This is a genomic window from Alteromonas pelagimontana (assembly GCF_002499975.2).
In the GTDB taxonomy this organism is placed as follows: domain Bacteria; phylum Pseudomonadota; class Gammaproteobacteria; order Enterobacterales; family Alteromonadaceae; genus Alteromonas; species Alteromonas pelagimontana.
In genome coordinates this window covers 823,997-839,801 of record NZ_CP052766.1, presented here as the reverse complement: position 1 = coordinate 839,801, position 15,805 = coordinate 823,997, and the positions used below count along the sequence as shown (strand labels likewise).

The 15,805-nt window shown below is 48.1% G+C and carries 13 protein-coding genes, 1 other RNA gene and 1 pseudogene; 12 read left to right on the top strand and 3 right to left on the bottom strand.

All coding sequences use genetic code 11. The features are described 5' to 3' along the window. Window positions 1-9: 9 nt before the first annotated feature. Window positions 10-192, bottom strand: a non-coding RNA gene (gene ssrS / locus CA267_RS03920) — 6S RNA. Window positions 193-522: 330 nt separating this feature from the next. Between ssrS and CA267_RS03915 the strand changes: the two genes are divergently transcribed. The 8 genes and pseudogenes from CA267_RS03915 to CA267_RS03880 all read left to right on the top strand — a co-directional run bounded on the left by CA267_RS03915 (window position 523) and on the right by CA267_RS03880 (window position 8,835). Then, window positions 523-1,089, top strand: a complete 567-nt coding sequence (locus CA267_RS03915; RefSeq protein ID WP_083638347.1) for a UPF0149 family protein — start codon at window positions 523-525, stop codon at window positions 1,087-1,089. 12 nt (window positions 1,090-1,101) lie between these two features. Continuing rightward, complete coding sequence (pepP, locus tag CA267_RS03910; RefSeq protein ID WP_075608702.1) at window positions 1,102-2,415, top strand: Xaa-Pro aminopeptidase; 1,314 nt, start codon at window positions 1,102-1,104, stop codon at window positions 2,413-2,415. Between the two features lie 4 nt (window positions 2,416-2,419). Next, window positions 2,420-3,625, top strand: coding sequence for a 2-octaprenyl-6-methoxyphenyl hydroxylase (gene ubiH / locus CA267_RS03905; RefSeq protein WP_075608703.1), 1,206 nt, complete (start codon window positions 2,420-2,422; stop codon window positions 3,623-3,625). A gap of 18 nt (window positions 3,626-3,643) precedes the next feature. Further along, window positions 3,644-4,813: an FAD-dependent monooxygenase gene (locus CA267_RS03900; protein ID WP_075608704.1), complete on the top strand. Its 1,170-nt coding sequence runs from the start codon at window positions 3,644-3,646 to the stop codon at window positions 4,811-4,813. Between the two features lie 502 nt (window positions 4,814-5,315). Beyond that, a pseudogene (gene dkgB / locus CA267_RS03895) lies at window positions 5,316-6,129 on the top strand (2,5-didehydrogluconate reductase DkgB). Window position 6,130: 1 nt separating this feature from the next. Next, complete coding sequence (locus tag CA267_RS03890) at window positions 6,131-7,078, top strand: alcohol dehydrogenase catalytic domain-containing protein (protein ID WP_075608705.1); 948 nt, start codon at window positions 6,131-6,133, stop codon at window positions 7,076-7,078. Then, entirely contained in the window at window positions 7,071-7,355 is a 285-nt protein-coding gene (locus CA267_RS03885) for a putative quinol monooxygenase (protein ID WP_075608706.1), read from the top strand. Before CA267_RS03890 ends, CA267_RS03885 begins: the two co-directional genes overlap by 8 nt. A gap of 196 nt (window positions 7,356-7,551) precedes the next feature. Continuing rightward, complete coding sequence (locus CA267_RS03880; protein ID WP_075608707.1) at window positions 7,552-8,835, top strand: M24 family metallopeptidase; 1,284 nt, start codon at window positions 7,552-7,554, stop codon at window positions 8,833-8,835. A gap of 155 nt (window positions 8,836-8,990) precedes the next feature. Here CA267_RS03880 and CA267_RS03875 read toward each other — a convergent pair whose 3' ends face one another. Together CA267_RS03875 and CA267_RS03870 are read right to left on the bottom strand one after the other, a co-directional pair. Next, window positions 8,991-9,128 (bottom strand): hypothetical protein, encoded by a 138-nt coding sequence (locus tag CA267_RS03875; protein ID WP_170669015.1) that lies wholly within the window; start codon window positions 9,126-9,128, stop codon window positions 8,991-8,993. A 113-nt stretch (window positions 9,129-9,241) separates the two neighbouring features. Continuing rightward, window positions 9,242-10,090: a LysR family transcriptional regulator gene (locus CA267_RS03870; protein ID WP_075608708.1), complete on the bottom strand. Its 849-nt coding sequence runs from the start codon at window positions 10,088-10,090 to the stop codon at window positions 9,242-9,244. Between the two features lie 137 nt (window positions 10,091-10,227). Between CA267_RS03870 and gcvT the strand changes: the two genes are divergently transcribed. The 4 genes from gcvT (at window position 10,228) to CA267_RS03850 (ending at window position 15,763) form a co-directional block, all read left to right on the top strand. Continuing rightward, window positions 10,228-11,307: a glycine cleavage system aminomethyltransferase GcvT gene (gcvT, locus tag CA267_RS03865; protein WP_075608709.1), complete on the top strand. Its 1,080-nt coding sequence runs from the start codon at window positions 10,228-10,230 to the stop codon at window positions 11,305-11,307. Window positions 11,308-11,336: 29 nt separating this feature from the next. Then, on the top strand, window positions 11,337-11,726 hold the full coding sequence (gene gcvH / locus CA267_RS03860) for a glycine cleavage system protein GcvH (RefSeq protein WP_075608710.1): 390 nt from the start codon (window positions 11,337-11,339) through the stop codon (window positions 11,724-11,726). 100 nt (window positions 11,727-11,826) lie between these two features. Next, window positions 11,827-14,724 (top strand): aminomethyl-transferring glycine dehydrogenase, encoded by a 2,898-nt coding sequence (gene gcvP, locus CA267_RS03855; RefSeq protein ID WP_075608711.1) that lies wholly within the window; start codon window positions 11,827-11,829, stop codon window positions 14,722-14,724. Window positions 14,725-15,145: 421 nt separating this feature from the next. After that, window positions 15,146-15,763, top strand: a complete 618-nt coding sequence (locus tag CA267_RS03850; RefSeq protein ID WP_075608712.1) for a hypothetical protein — start codon at window positions 15,146-15,148, stop codon at window positions 15,761-15,763. Window positions 15,764-15,805: the final 42 nt, after the last annotated feature.

Here is a 15,805-nt window from a genome sequence, read left to right as displayed (position 1 = left end):
CGAAAGAGGGCGCCTCCCAAAATGCCGCTGTTCATCGTTCGCCCGTGAACCGAAAAGTTCAGGGCGGAAGCATCATCATTGCCGTAGGCTTCTCGGTACGAGCCGAGCTTGCACAATAGCAACGCAATCAACTTCCTTGGTTTAAAGCATCGGCCAGGGACATGAATGAACTGGCAAACATCCCAGGAGGCATTGTTATATGCGTAACGCTACAGAGTATAACAAACGCGCGTTGCCGTGAAGTAGATCACTTCGTAATTCTTCCTCACCCCGGCTTTTCCTGACCAAAAGGACAAATTTTTGCTGAAAGCCTTAGGTTGTGAAGAACCCTATCCTGGTCTTCTGAACAAATCGGTCACGTCACCTTTGAAACTCTGTGCAAAGATCTTAAAGGATTCAGCGTTATGACGAAAGGGTAAATGTAAGAAAAAGGCAAATTAACTCATTCTGCAACGATAACGGAAGCTGGGTTTTATCTGCGTACTTTGATAGCATGAGGATAAAAATTTGGGATGAATAAACGTGGAAAAACACCTCGATTACGACAGCGTTTCTAATACGTTGTCTCAGCAAGGAATAGTGGTGGATGGCGCGGAAGTTCATGGCACCTTGTGCGGGATGCTATGTGGCGGTATGTCGTTAACCGACCAAAAATGGTTAGAAATTCTTGCCGATACCACCAATCAAGGCGAACCTTTTAGTGAGCCGGTTAAACAGGTAATGACGACATTATTTAACCAAACCTGTCATCAATTTTTGGAAGCGGAATTTGCGTTGCAGTTAATGTTACCCGATGATCAAACGCCCATTAACGATCGCGGCATGGCGCTTATCCATTGGGTGCAGGGATTTATGCTGGGGTTTGGTTTGTATCAGCAGGATCTTATGCAGTGTTCCGATGATGTTAAAGAAGCGCTGGAAGATTTTGCCGACATTTCACGCATGGAAGAGCCGATGAATGAAGACGAAGAATCGGAGCGGGCTCTGTACGAAGTAGTGGAATACGTAAAAATTTCTGCGCTTTTGTGCTTCAGTGAGCTGGGGCAGTCGCTACTTGAAGATCAGCAACACCATCCTTCTGTTCATTAATCGGGAGTTGCAATGATTAGCGCTCAGGAATTTATTTCTCGCCAGCATCGACTGCTGGCGCAATGTTCTGCTAACAGCGTATGCCTTATTCCCGCTGCGCTGCCGGTTACTCGAAGCCGGGATACCGAATATGTTTTCCGCCAGGATAGCGACTTCTGGTACTTAACCGGCTTTAGCGAACCTGAAACATGGTTACTGCTTTCCAACCATCAACAGTACCCTGATGGCTATCGTGCAATGGTTTGCCAAACTAAAGATCCTGCTGCGGAAATCTGGCAGGGCCGCCGGTTGGGGGCGGAAATGGCGCTGGCAAAATTTGGTCTGGATGAAGCGTTTGAGCTTAATGAGCTTGATGATGTTCTGATGGAGTGGCTGGCAGACCATGACAACGTTTATTTTGCGTTAGGCCAGAATCCCAAAGCGGATGAACTGGTGCTCGGTGCCATTGCTGCATTACGCAATGCGCCGAAGGAAAACCTGGCGCCGCCAGTGCTTCAGGATATTCGCCCAATGCTACATGAAATGCGGCTATTCAAATCTGCCAGTGAAATCGCGGCCATGAAAGCTGCTGCGCAAATCACTGCTGCTGCGCATCGCCGGGCTATGTGTTTCGCGCATCCTGGCTGTTACGAATATCAAATCGAAGCTGAGCTTCATCATGAATTCGCGATGTCCGGCGCGCGCCATGCGGCCTACAACACCATTGTAGGCAGCGGCGAAAATGCCTGTATTTTACACTACACCGAAAACAGCGCGCAGGTGCAGGAAGGCGACCTGATTTTAATTGATGCGGGTGCCGAATATTTAGGGTATGCGGCAGATATTACGCGGACGTTCCCGGTGTCGGGAAAGTTTTCTGGCCCGCAAAAAGCGCTTTATAATCTGGTGCTAAAAGCGCAGTTAGCCGCCCTTGATCTACTCGGCCCCGACGTTACGTTAAATGAAGCAACGAACAGAACCGTCGAAGTTCTCACTGAGGGATTAGTGGCGTTAGGCGTGTTGTCAGGCAGTGTATCTGAAAATCTGGAAAAGCAGACCTGGCGACAATATTTCATGCATGGATTGGGGCACTATCTTGGTTTAGATGTACATGATGTGGGTGATTACAGAAAGCAAGGTGTTCACAGAAAGCTGCAGCCGGGCATGGTGATCACGGTAGAGCCAGGTTTGTACATTGGTGCTGACGCTGATGTTCCCGACATTTACCGGGGTATCGGCATTCGAATTGAAGATGATGTCGTGATTACAGCAACGGGTGTTGATATTCTCACCAGTGATGTGCCTAAAACCGTAGATGACATTGAAGCGCTAATGAGGAAGCAGTAGCGACGTGACCAAGCCGAACAGAACAGATGTTGTGATTGTTGGCGGTGGAACGGTGGGTAACATAATTGCCCGCGGTCTGCTGGCTAATACCGATTTTTCCATCGCACTGGTAGAAGCAAAACCTTTTCAGCCTGATTCTGCTCATCCAGGTTTTGACGCCAGAGTCATGGCGCTGGCTAAGCGAACGGTGGATGAACTGCATAAGCTGGGGGTCGATTGCCGCCGCGCAACCAGTGTGCCGATTCACCAGATTCAGGTATCAGATCAGGGCTCACTTGGGTTATGTCATCTGCGCGCGGAAGATTTTGGCAACCAGTCATTTGGCGAAGTTGTCGCGCTTTCTACGCTGGGCAAACTTCTGCATGATGGCTTGGCTCATCCCCGCCTTGAGGTGATTACTCCGGCAACGGTTAACAATATTGAACAGCATCAAGATGAGGTGACGCTGACGTTATCCAACGGACAAACGCTGCATTCCCGCTTGATGGTTATTGCTGATGGAGGCCGGTCGAACCTTACCCAGCAAAGCGGACTAACCCGCCACGTCCAATCCTATGGACAAACAGCAATTACCTGTAATGTGCTGACATCCCAACCCCATCATCATCGTGCTTATGAGCGCTTCACTGCTGATGGACCTTTGGCCTTTTTACCCTTTAGCCCCGCTTTTGATGGCAGAACAAGTACAAAGAATGGTTTCTCTGTGGTGTGGACGGTGCCGCCAGAAAAAGCTGGTGCTTTATGCCAGTTAGAGGGCAAGAAATTTATTCACGCGTTGCAGGCTGCATTCGGCTACCGTCAGGGGAAAATTACCCGCGTTGGTGACAGAACTGCTTACCCGTTGTCATTGCAATACGCTGACAGCAGCATTGCCCAGCGCGTAGCAATCGCAGGAAATGCGGCGCAAACATTGCACCCTATTGCCGGGCAGGGGTTTAATCTCGGTTTGCGTGACGCCATAGATCTGGTAGATGTACTATCGCAAGGTAAAGATCCGGGGGCGTACGCCACGTTAAGACAGTACAGTAAAAAACGTGAGGCGGACAGGCGTGCTACCATTTCGCTCACCGATTCTATGGTTCGGCTGTTTTCTAATAACACAGGCCCGCTAAAAGCAGGCAGAAACCTCGCCTTATTAGCTATGAATAATACGCAGTGGCTAAAGCAGCGCTTTGTGTTGCAAACTACCGGTTACGGTCCTCACGCATGAGACTAATGGGACACAGGCATGCATAAAGTTGATATTGCCATTGTAGGTGGCGGGATGGTGGGTTTAACCCTGGCGAACGCGCTACAGGCTCTGGATATTCAGGTAGCTGTTATTAGCGATAAACCGCTCAGCAAATCCCTGCCAAACGACCCACTGTTGCGAGTGAGCGCCATAAACGGTGCCAATGCAACGGCCTTACAACGGCTACACGTGTGGCAGCGGATGGAACAGTCTCGCCTGGCGCCGTACACCAGTATGACGGTATGGGATAAAGACAGTTTCGGCGAAATCCATTTTAATAGCGCAGATATTGGGGCTGCGCAATTAGGTCATATTCTGGAAAATCAGGTGCTGATTAATGCATTGGCGGAATCGGTGCGGGGCCAGAACGTTACGGCTCTGCAAGGGCAAATTGCTAAAGTGCTTTGGGGACAACAGGAAACCATGCTGATGCTGGATACGGATGAAGTCGTCGCCTGTCGTTTAGTGGTTGGGGCCGATGGAGCAAATTCTTACATTCGACGCCAGGCTAATTTCCCCCTTACATTTCGCGATTATGGCCAAACAGCCATTGTAGCCAATATACATTGCGAGCAACCTCATGACCAATGTGCCAGGCAAGTATTCACGCCACATGGCCCGTTAGCGTTGTTACCAATGGCGGATCCTCACACTTGTTCTATTGTGTGGTCGCAAACACACGAACAAGCAAAGCATCTGCTGGCTCTGGACGATACTGCCTTTAGTCACGCACTTACAGCGACAAGTAACAGTGTGCTAGGCTTAATGTCATTAGCCAGCGCGCGCCAGCATTTTCCGCTTGTGATGCGTTATAGCAGACAATGGGCAAGTGACGGTGTGGTCATCATCGGCGATGCCGCTCATACCATTCATCCACTGGCCGGTCAGGGCGCCAATTTAGGTATGCAGGATGCTTTCGCACTGGCTACCGCTATTGAAAACTGTCTTAAAGCAAACAAAGATTTTTCCCGGTTACGTCACTTACGGCCATTCGAGCGCGAGCGCAAAGCGCAAGCTATAAAAATGATTGCGGCAATGGATGGGTTTAAAACACTGTTTGCGGGAGATAACCCGCTGAAGAAGCTCATACGCGGCGCCGGTTTAACTGCCACTGACCATCTCCCTTTACTTAAGCAAAAGTGGCTGAATGAGGCTATGGGGTGGTGACAGTCAGGGCAAAGCATGAATGAGTGAACAAGATTTCAGTCGCTTTTAGAAATAAAGTTGAAAATTTTTCATTTGAAACGCCGTAGAACCGCTCCTGATGTTTCTGCTGGAGCGTCCTGGCTCCAGAAGTGTGGGCAAGAAATCGTCACATATGTTTAAAAGTACCCGCAATCTCTCGCTGTGGCAATAGCGAAGCATAACAACCTTATTCATAAATAATTGCATCTATTCCTTTCCCTTCGGCGCAGCCTTCTCAGCTTTTGAGATGCACAAATTGCGTTCGATTCTCACTTAACCTCCACGAAGTTAACTTGGTAAAAGTAAAAAGCTCTCGCGCCGAGTGAGCGCACATCGGCGCGGATTAGTATTAGTTTTACCAGCGTTTTTTCCTCTGATACTACGATTTTCCTGGATCCTTTTAATACAAAGCTAATCTTGCTGTGCAAATAAAGAGTATGTAACAAGTAGCCAAACGCTTAGCACTATATCTTCAGGAGACAGCATGACAGCAAAAAAGAATATTATTCCTTCTTTGGGAATGGGCACATTCAGGCTAAAGGATGAAGTGGCTTATGATTCGGTGAAGTCAGCGCTGGCAGTGGGCTTTCGACACATCGATACCGCCCAGATATATGGTAATGAAGAAGCGGTAGGGCGCGCTATAAAAGACAGCGGCATACCGCGACAAGAAATTTTTGTTACCACAAAAGTCTGGAACGACAACTTAAATAGCATTCTTGCCCAGCGTACAAGAAAGCCTAAGTAAACTGCAGATGGATTATGTAGATTTGCTGCTTATTCATTGGCCTTCCCCCACAAACGGCGAACCAATGGCCGAATATCTTAATCAATTATCTGATGCGAAAGGGCAAGGGCTGACTCACGATATCGGCGTATCGAATTTCACTATCGCGCACATTGATGAAGCCTTGGCAACTCTTCCCGGAGACAAGATTCTGACAAACCAGGTGGAAGTTCACCCGTACTTGCAGAACAAGAAGCTGCGTGCGCATTGCGAAGAAAAAGGAATTGCTGTTACCGGCTATATGCCTTTTGCAGTGGGTAAAGTGTTAAAGGATGACACTATTAAAGGCATCGCTGAAAAGTACGATGTTTCGCCAGCAGAAGTCGTACTTGCCTGGCAGTTGGCGCACCAGTTGATCACCATTCCGATGTCTACTAAACGTGAACATCTGGAAACAAATTTTAACGCGCGAAATCTTACCCTTAGCCGCGAAGACATTGCTGCAATTGACAAACTTGATAGAAATGATCGCCAGGCAACACCGGATTTTGCGCCAGAATGGGATGTATAATATGAATGATTATCAAGGCTGGAAATTTACCGGCGCGGGTAAGCCGATGGAATATGGGCTATTTTCACTACCAGCGCTGCAAGATGATGAAATTCTTGTAGAAAACGTTGCCGCAGGGATCAACCCTGTGGACTGGAAATTTATTAAAGATAATCCTTTAAACTGGCCTGAGGGACAGGTGCCGGGAGTGGACGGTGCCGGTAAGGTGGTCGCAACCGGCGAAGCCGCCACGCAGATGATGAATCAGCGGGTAGCGTACCATCAATCCTTAAAGCTACCCGGCAGTTTTGCGACGCATACAATCGTAAAAGCAAACCGGGCGGTTACTGTGCCAGCTGCCATGCCGATGACTGTGGCTGCATCACTGCCGTGTCCTTTATCTACCGCGCTACTGGCTTTTTCTAAAGTGCCGAATGTTGCCCATAAAGATGTTCTGGTTGTCGGTATGGGAGCGGTTTCTAAGTGGATAACGCAGTTTCTACATGAGCAGGGAGCGCATGTTAGCGTGCTGTCATCAAGTTTTTCTGAAGAAGACAAAGCCGTGTTTGGCGTAGATAAACTTATCCATAACCAATCTGCAATTGCGGCAAAATATTTTGCGATTTTCGATACTAAAGGAGAGGATAACGCCAGGCAGCTTGTGCCTCATCTGCGTGCAAATGGCCATATAGTGTGCATTCAGGGGCGGATAAATACGCCGGTAGATCCTCAGTTTACGCGAGCAATTTCCTATCATGAAGTGGCGTTAGGGCCCCTTCATCAATATGGCGATAAGCATGACTGGCAAGTATTAATGGCAATGAATGCTCAACGTTTTAATGATATTGTTACTGACAAACTGGCAATGGAAAAGCCCGGCGTATTTCCAGCCAGCGAACTTCCGCAAGCGCTGGCACACAGTGAGACGAGCAGGCAGAAAACAGTAATAGAATGGAGGCGTTATGATTAATGTTATCGCCACGGTAACCACGCAGCCCGGCAAACGGGATGAAGTATTAAAAGCCTGTAAAGTGCTGCAAGAGTATTCTCGCAAAGAATCTGGCTGTCATCGCTATGACTTGATGATAAGAAGCGACGATGCTAACTCCCTGGCAATTTATGAAGAGTGGGATTCACGGAACAGTTTGCAGATGCATATGGAGGCTGGTCATTTCTCGGCGTTTCAGTCCCATGTCGACCGCCTGGTAAAAGACGTCACCATTACCCAGTATGAGCCGGTAAAGTAGTCTTCGCTCATACGGGCGTGTTTCTTTGTTACGCCTTTCTACAGGTCTGGCCAAAGTTGCCGTGCTAATCAGCATAGTCTTACGCTAAAGAACCTGACCGACGGCTGGCGGCTTTGCCGCTAGCCCCTTAAAAAAGGTTGCGAATTTCCATCAGGTTCATAATGATAGACAAAATAAGACGACGAACACGCACATTATGAATAAACGCACTTTCATCAAATTTTCTGGCTTAGGGCTGGCTACAATTGCACTTCCGTCAATGGCGCAACGGAAAGCGGGATCCACATCTTCGGCTGGTTCGCAGTTAACCGACATTACCGGAAGCACTACTCCCATTTCTGCTACTGAGCGCCAACAGCGTATCAAACGTGCGCAACAACTAATGAGAAATCACGGTATTGCGGCAGTGGTGTTAGAGCCGGGAGCCGCAATGGATTACTTTTCTGGCATTCAGTGGTGGCGCAGTGAGCGATTAACTGCTTTGGTGATCCCGCAGGAAGGGGAGGTTGGCGTTGTTACCCCGTTTTTTGAAGAACCCAGCGTAAGGGAGACGCTCGCGGTGGGTCGCGACGTTCGGGTATGGCAGGAACACGAAAACCCTTTTGTTCAACTTAAAGGAATATTAAAAGACCGGGGAATTACCAAAGGTAAGCTGGCATTTGAAAGCACGGTGCGTTATTTCGTACTGAACGGATTGATGTCAGTTTTACCCGATATGCAACATGTCAGCGCTGATCCGGTTACGCTGGGCTGTCGCATGTTTAAAAGTGCTCATGAATTGCAATTAATGCATAAAGCCAACGAAATCACATTAAAGGCGTATGAGCATGTATATTCGCAACTTCAGGAAGGCATGTCTCAACAAGATGTAAAACTGCTGATGTCCAATGCTCAGCAGGCACTCGGCGGCCATGATATCTGGGGATTAACGCTTTTCAATGAAGCCAGTGCTTATCCTCATGGCACCAAGCAGCAGCAGAACATTCGTGAAGGCTCTGTGGTGTTAATGGACTGCGGCTGCGCTGTTCACGGATATCAATCAGACATCAGCCGTACATTTGTTTTTGGTGAAGCCAGCAAAAAGCAAAAAATGGTGTGGGAACAAGTAAAAAAGGGGCAGCAAATTGCGTTTGAGACGGCGCAACTTGGCACTGCAGCCGGAAAGGTCGACGATGCTGTGCGCAGCTATTATGCAAAACTGGGTTACGGCCCCGAATACAGTTTACCCGGACTTTCTCACCGCACCGGCCATGGTATTGGCATGGAAGGGCACGAAAGCGTTAATTTTGTTCACGGCGAAACCACACCGCTGCAGCCCGGCATGTGTTTATCTAATGAGCCTGGCATTTATATTCCGGGTGAATTTGGCGTTCGCCTGGAAGACTGCATTTATATGGGCGAAAACGGCGCTAACTGGTTTACAGAGCCGCCGGTTTCGCTGGAAAACCCCATCGGTAAATTGGCGCCACTAAGCGTTTAACTTTCAGTACGCCCGCCATTTAAAGCGGGCTGCTTAACGCAGGCGCTGCTGAAATTCTTAGAAATAGGCATTTTACTTGCGGCTCAAATTGTCGCGCTATAAGTCAAGTGCCAGCAATAGAAGCTTATACGAATCCACATCAATGCGGATTCGTATTATACCGCCATAAACACCATGCCTACGCTAATACCCATTCCCAGCCCAACAACAAACACCGAGATAAACCCAATCAGCAGGTCTTTGGGAAACGAGGGTGTAGAGGAATGTGATAAAGAGGTCTGTTGCGGTGTCATACGCGTTCCTTCGCTGGTAAATTGACAGCCATTATGAGCTAATATCAGCAGCGTAAAAAACTGGCCTTAGGTACTAAAAGTAAAGACAGGCGCCAGCGCAGGCGTAACTTCCTTTAGCTGTTGAGACGAGATTTAATGAATTCTGCTAATGTTTTACTTACCACCGGGTGTTGGGTGTCTTGATTGAATAAACAGATATTTACCGTACCCAGGCGCGGTAGATGCTGGTGAGAGAGCACCGCCAGATTATCTGGCATGCTGGATTTTGCCAGCGCTGTTACGCCAAGCCCTTGTTGAATTGCGGCCACCAAGCCTGTGAGATCGGCATTAGTGTATGAGATTTTCCAAGCGCGGGTTTGCTGTTTTAACTGTTCAATCACGCGGCTGCGATACATACAGCCATCAGGCGCCAGCACCAGCGAAATGCTGTCTCCCGCTAATGGCCGCCCCGGGTCGCCCACCCACACCATATCATCTTCTAAAACCAGTTCGCCCTGCGTTTGTTCGTCAGGGTTTACCAACGCCAGAATTAAATCGAAATTATCGCGTCGCGACTGATGTAGCAAATCACGACTAAGCGCCGACGTCACCTCAAGCGAAACATCCGGATAGCGTTTGGAAAACTCGCCGATAAGCCCTGGTAACAGCGTTGAAGCAAATTCGTTGGGAATGCCTAAGCGAAGGCGACCGCTAAGCGGAGCAGGGGTTAAGCTGCGGAAAATTGCGTCGTTCATCTGCAGCAAGTCTTTGGCTTTAGGATATAACCAGTTGCCATCGGTGCTGGGAAGATGTCGTTGCCCGACTTTAGTAAATAGCTTGCGACCAAGTTGTTCTTCAAGCTTTTTAATCTGCAAACTTACGGCAGGTTGTGATCGCCCCAGCCATTCTCCAGCTTTAGAGTAACCCCCTTGCTCAATCACACTGACAAATGTGCGCAAGTTATCCAACGATAGCTGTTTCATAATGATTTGAAATACTGATGAAGAAACATCACTACATTATATTTATAAATGTAACGATAAGAAATTCCAATTTGTTGCTGCCAGGTTGAAAACCTATACTCATTACCGATTTGTCCAATTCACAAAGAGTAAGTCGAATGACTAACACCACCGCCCTACATGCAAAACACCTCGAAGCGGGTGCGAAAATGGTCGACTTTTTTGGCTGGGAAATGCCAATAAGCTACGGGTCGCAGATTGAAGAGCATCATGCTGTGCGTCAAGACGCAGGTATGTTTGATGTTTCTCATATGACTATTGTCGATGTCACTGGCGCGCAGGCAAAAGCGTATTTGCGTAACCTGCTCGCTAACGATGTCGCCAAGCTAAAAGATAAAGGCAAAGCGTTGTACAGCGGAATGCTAAACGAAAAAGGCGGCGTGGTTGATGATCTCATTGTGTATCATTTCGACGATACCAATTACCGACTGGTGGTAAATTCGGCTACCCGCGAAAAAGATATGAATTGGCTGCGTAGCAAGGCCGAAGGCTTTGATGTAACAATTACCGAACGCTCCGAATTCGCCATGATTGCCGTACAAGGCCCGAATGCCAAAGATAAAGCTGCCACGTTATTCAGCGCCGCGCAAAAAGAAGCGGTGGCAGGAATGAAACCTTTTTTTGGCGTGCAGGCTGAAGATTTATTTATCGCCACTACCGGCTACACTGGTGAAACCGGTTATGAAATTATGGTACCGAAAGCCGAAGCGGGCCAATTCTGGCAGCGTTTGTTGGATGCTGGCGTAAAACCTTGTGGTCTGGGAGCGCGTGATACGTTGCGTTTGGAAGCGGGCATGAATTTGTACGGCCAGGATATGGATGAAACCATATCGCCGTTAGCCGCCAATATGGGCTGGACGATTACCTGGGAACCAGAAGACCGGGATTTTGTTGGCCGCAAAGCGTTGGAAGCACAACGCGAAGCCGGTACCGATAAACTGGTGGGTTTAGTTATGACCGAAAAAGGCGTGTTACGTGCCGGTCAGAACATTAAAACAGATAACGGCGAAGGCGTGATCACATCAGGCACGTTTTCTCCCACACTTGGACATGCAATTGCAATGGCACGGGTTCCCGCGAATGTGGGTGAAACCGTTGAGGTGGAAATGCGCAAAAAGTGGGTTACAGTAAAAGTGGTTAAGCCCGGCTTTGTACGCAATGGCAAAAGTGTTTTGTAATTAACAATTATTCAGAATCAGGAACTATTATGAGCAACATCCCAACCGATTTACGCTACGCCTCTACCCATGAATGGGTTCGCCCTGAAGGTGACGGCGTTTTTACAGTAGGTATTTCTGAGCACGCTCAGGATCTTTTGGGTGACATGGTGTTTGTAGATCTGCCCGATGTTGGCGATCAAGTCAGCACTGGCGATGATGTTGCTGTAGCCGAATCGGTGAAAGCAGCATCTGACGTTTATGCCCCAATCAGTGGTGAAATTATTGCGGTTAACACCGATCTGGAAGACTCCCCAGAACTCGTTAACTCAGATTCCTACGGCGACGGCTGGCTATTTAAAATTAAAGCCGACGACGTAGAGGAATTTGAAGGGCTATTGGATGCTGAAGGTTACGAGAACAGCATCGACGAAGAATAATTCACCCTTCAACTGCTTTTTACACTTTATTGCAATAAAAGGGGCTGGATTACCGCCCCTTTTGTTTTTGAATTAACCATTGCTAAGTGCTTACTCTATTATGTCGAATTCAAGTTTTACACTGGCTCAATTAGAGCAGAAAAACGCCTTTGTCCGCCGTCATATTGGCCCAGGTGAAGAAGAAATTAAAGCGATGCTGGATGTGGTGGGTGCAGACTCACTTGACGATCTTATGGCGCAAACGGTTCCGGCCGGTATTCAGCTTGATAAACCCATTAATGTTGGTGAAGGCGCGACGGAAGTAGAAGCACTGGCAGCGCTAAAAGCAGTAGCAGCAAAGAATAAAATAAATCGCTCTTTTATTGGTATGGGCTATTACGATACCCACGTGCCGAATGTCATTCTGCGAAATGTGCTGGAAAATCCCGGCTGGTATACCGCGTATACGCCTTATCAGCCGGAAATTGCTCAAGGCCGGCTGGAAGCCATACTGAACTTCCAACAGGTGACGATTGATTTAACCGGTCTCGAACTGGCGTCAGCTTCACTGCTGGATGAAGGAACCGCCGCTGCAGAAGCCATGGCGTTAGCCAAACGGGTGTCTAAAAATAAAAAAGCGAACGCGTTTTTTATTGCCGATGACGTGCATCCACAAACCAAAGACGTAGTAGAAACCCGCGCAGAAATGTTCGGGTTTGGCATTGTTACCGGCCCTGCTGAAGAAGCGGCACAACATGATGTTTTCGGGGCGTTGCTGCAGTACCCAACTACCACCGGTGAAATTAAAGATATCCGCGACATTATCACTGCTGTTCAGGCCAAAAAAGGCATTGTGGCTGTTGCCGCAGACCTGATGAGCCTGGTGATGCTTAAATCGCCAGGCGAATTAGGCGCTGATGTGGCACTAGGTAGCGCACAGCGCTTTGGGGTGCCAATGGGCTACGGCGGTCCTCATGCCGCATTTTTTGCTACCCGCGATGCGTTTAAGCGTTCCTTACCCGGCCGTATTATTGGTGTTAGTAAAGATACCCGTGATCGTCCTGCACTGCGCATGGCGTTGCAAACACGGGAACAGCACATTCGCCGCGAAAAAGCGAACTCCAACATTTGTACTGCACAGGTGTTGTTGGCAAATATGGCATCATTTTACGCCGTTTACCACGGTCCAAAAGGACTGAAAACCATCGCCAGCCGCATTCATCGCTTCGCGGATATTCTTGCTACCGGGTTAACATTAAAAGGATTGGCGCTTCGTCACAACACCTGGTTCGATACCCTCACCGTTAGCGTCGACAATAAAGCCTCTGTGCTTGAAAAAGCCTATGCTGCCGGTTTGAACCTGCGCGCTGACATCGACGGTGCCGTAGGCATTTCGCTGGATGAAACCACTACACGCGATGATATTCTCAAGTTGCTAGCAGTGCTGGTGGGCGATGATCACGGTTTAGATATTGAAACGTTGGATGCCGAAGTTACCACGCAAGGCAGCCAGTCTATTCCCGCCGAACTTACCCGCACTTCGGATATTCTCACCCACGAAGTATTTAATCAGTATCATTCTGAAACTGAAATGCTGCGTTACATCAAATCACTGGAAAACAAGGACCTGGCACTGAATCATTCCATGATTTCCCTTGGCTCTTGTACCATGAAGCTAAATGCAACTGCTGAAATGATCCCCGTCACCTGGGCGGAATTCGGGCAGATGCACCCGTTCGCGCCATTGGATCAGGCGCAAGGGTATCAGGAAATGATAGGCGAACTGAGCGACTGGCTTATCAGCATCACCGGCTATGACGCGCTTTGTATGCAACCTAATTCCGGTGCACAGGGTGAATATGCCGGGTTGCTAGCTATTCAGCATTACCACGAAAGCCGCGGCGAAGGGCATCGCGATGTATGTTTGATCCCAAGTTCCGCTCATGGCACTAATCCGGCTTCGGCGCAAATGGTCAGCCTGAAAGTGGTGGTGGTAGCTTGCGATAAAAACGGTAACGTTGACCTTAACGACTTGCGCAAAAAAGCCGAAGAAGTGGGCGATAATCTATCCTGCGCTATGATCACTTATCCTTCTACTCATGGTGTTTACGAAGAAACGATTCGTGAAATTTGCGACATCGTGCATCAGCACGGCGGCCAGGTTTACATGGACGGCGCCAACATGAACGCTCAGGTTGGTATTACCGCGCCAGGGTTCATCGGTTCAGATGTGTCGCATTTAAATCTGCACAAAACGTTCTGTATTCCGCACGGTGGCGGCGGCCCAGGCATGGGACCAATTGGCGTGAAATCTCATTTAGCCCCTTTTCTGCCAAACCACAGCGTGGTGAATATCGACACCTCCGGTAAAGATTGCGGAGCCGTATCAGCCGCACCGTGGGGCAGCGCCTCTATTTTGCCTATCAGCTACATGTACATCAAAATGATGGGAGCGGCAGGTTTGCGCAAGGCCACAGAAGTGGCAATCTTAAACGCAAATTACGTAGCGAAGTCGCTGGAAGGGCACTTCGATGTACTTTACAAAGGCCGCAACGGTCGCGTAGCCCACGAATGTATTATTGATTTGCGCCCGCTCAAAGACGCCTCAGGGGTATCGGAAATGGACATCGCCAAGCGCCTGAACGACTACGGCTTCCACGCGCCAACCATGAGCTTTCCGGTGGCAGGCACGCTAATGATCGAGCCCACCGAATCAGAAGCAAAATACGAACTGGACCGCTTCGTTGAAGCCATGATCAGCATTCGTAAAGAAATTGCCAAAGTCGAAAGCGGCGAATGGGACGCTACCGACAACCCGCTGCACAATGCGCCCCATACACTTGCGGATATCTGCGACAGCGACTGGAACCGCAGCTACGATCGTCAATTAGCCGCTTATCCAGTACCAGCGGTAGCGCGCAACAAGTTCTGGCCCAGCGTAAACCGTATTGACGACGTTTATGGCGACCGCAATTTGATGTGTTCTTGCCCGGCTATTGAGAGCTATATGGAGGAGTGATTTCCTCTTTTTGAGGCGAAGTTGCTCCGATGTAATCGTACTTTTGTCACTTAAAGCAAAGGCGAACTGATAGTTCGCCTTTTTGTTAATCCGAACGCTAAAGTTGTTGTTGCAGTAAACAACGCGAGCAAGATTTTAGGCTGCCATTTCCTCTATTCTGTGCCATTTTTAAACGCGTCTTATCACTTCCATGGAAGCAATTTGCCAGGTAATCCAAATTTTCCCGTAGCGCGTCTAATCTAACTCCACATTGACCTTTTTTCACATGAGCAAAAAGCCCCAAATCAGTTTCTGGTGTAAAAGCAGGAAGTTATGGCATACTGTAAAACAACTATTGAAAAAATGCACCAAAGTGGGCGGGCAGAACGCCCCATTTTGAAAGATAGTAAACTGTTAGCAGTACAGAGGGAGTTTTTAGGTATTGAATTTTAATATTTTTTACACATTTGTCTGTCTTTTACTGATATTGGTTGGAGTCATTATTGGACAAACGTTTGAGCAACCCGAAGGATTGAGTAAAGCTCTAGAGATGATCTCTCATGCAGCAACAACTTTAGGTGTCCTTGTTGCATTTTTAGCCCTTAACTCTTGGCGCACGCAGTTTAAATATTCGAAGGTTGATACTTTAATTTCTGAATTGGAAGATAGTTTTAGCGAATTGTATCGTGCTATACATGAGCACAGACATGCTGAAATAATGATGATAAAAGATGAGTTAAATCCAGCGAGAAATGATAACTATCAACACCTAAGTGAAAAATCTCAGCACCAACAAGATAAATATCTTAAGTACAGACATATTTATGCTCATTCATTTGAGAAGTTGAGCCGATATTGCCCACTAGACCGTAAGTCAGTAATTAGTCCTTATACTATCTCTAGAGATGTCGTTCCAATATTTCAAGGCTTGCGTAAGATTTATGCCAATGAAAATTTTGTTGTCTCCTTGGATTTACTAGAAGAAAACGATAAAGCAATCGAATTAATATGGGAACAGTGTAAACAGGAATTTGAGCGATTGCGTGCAAAGTACTGCTAACAAACTGCTGTAGTCGCTCGCAGGCTCGCTGCCCCTAAGCAG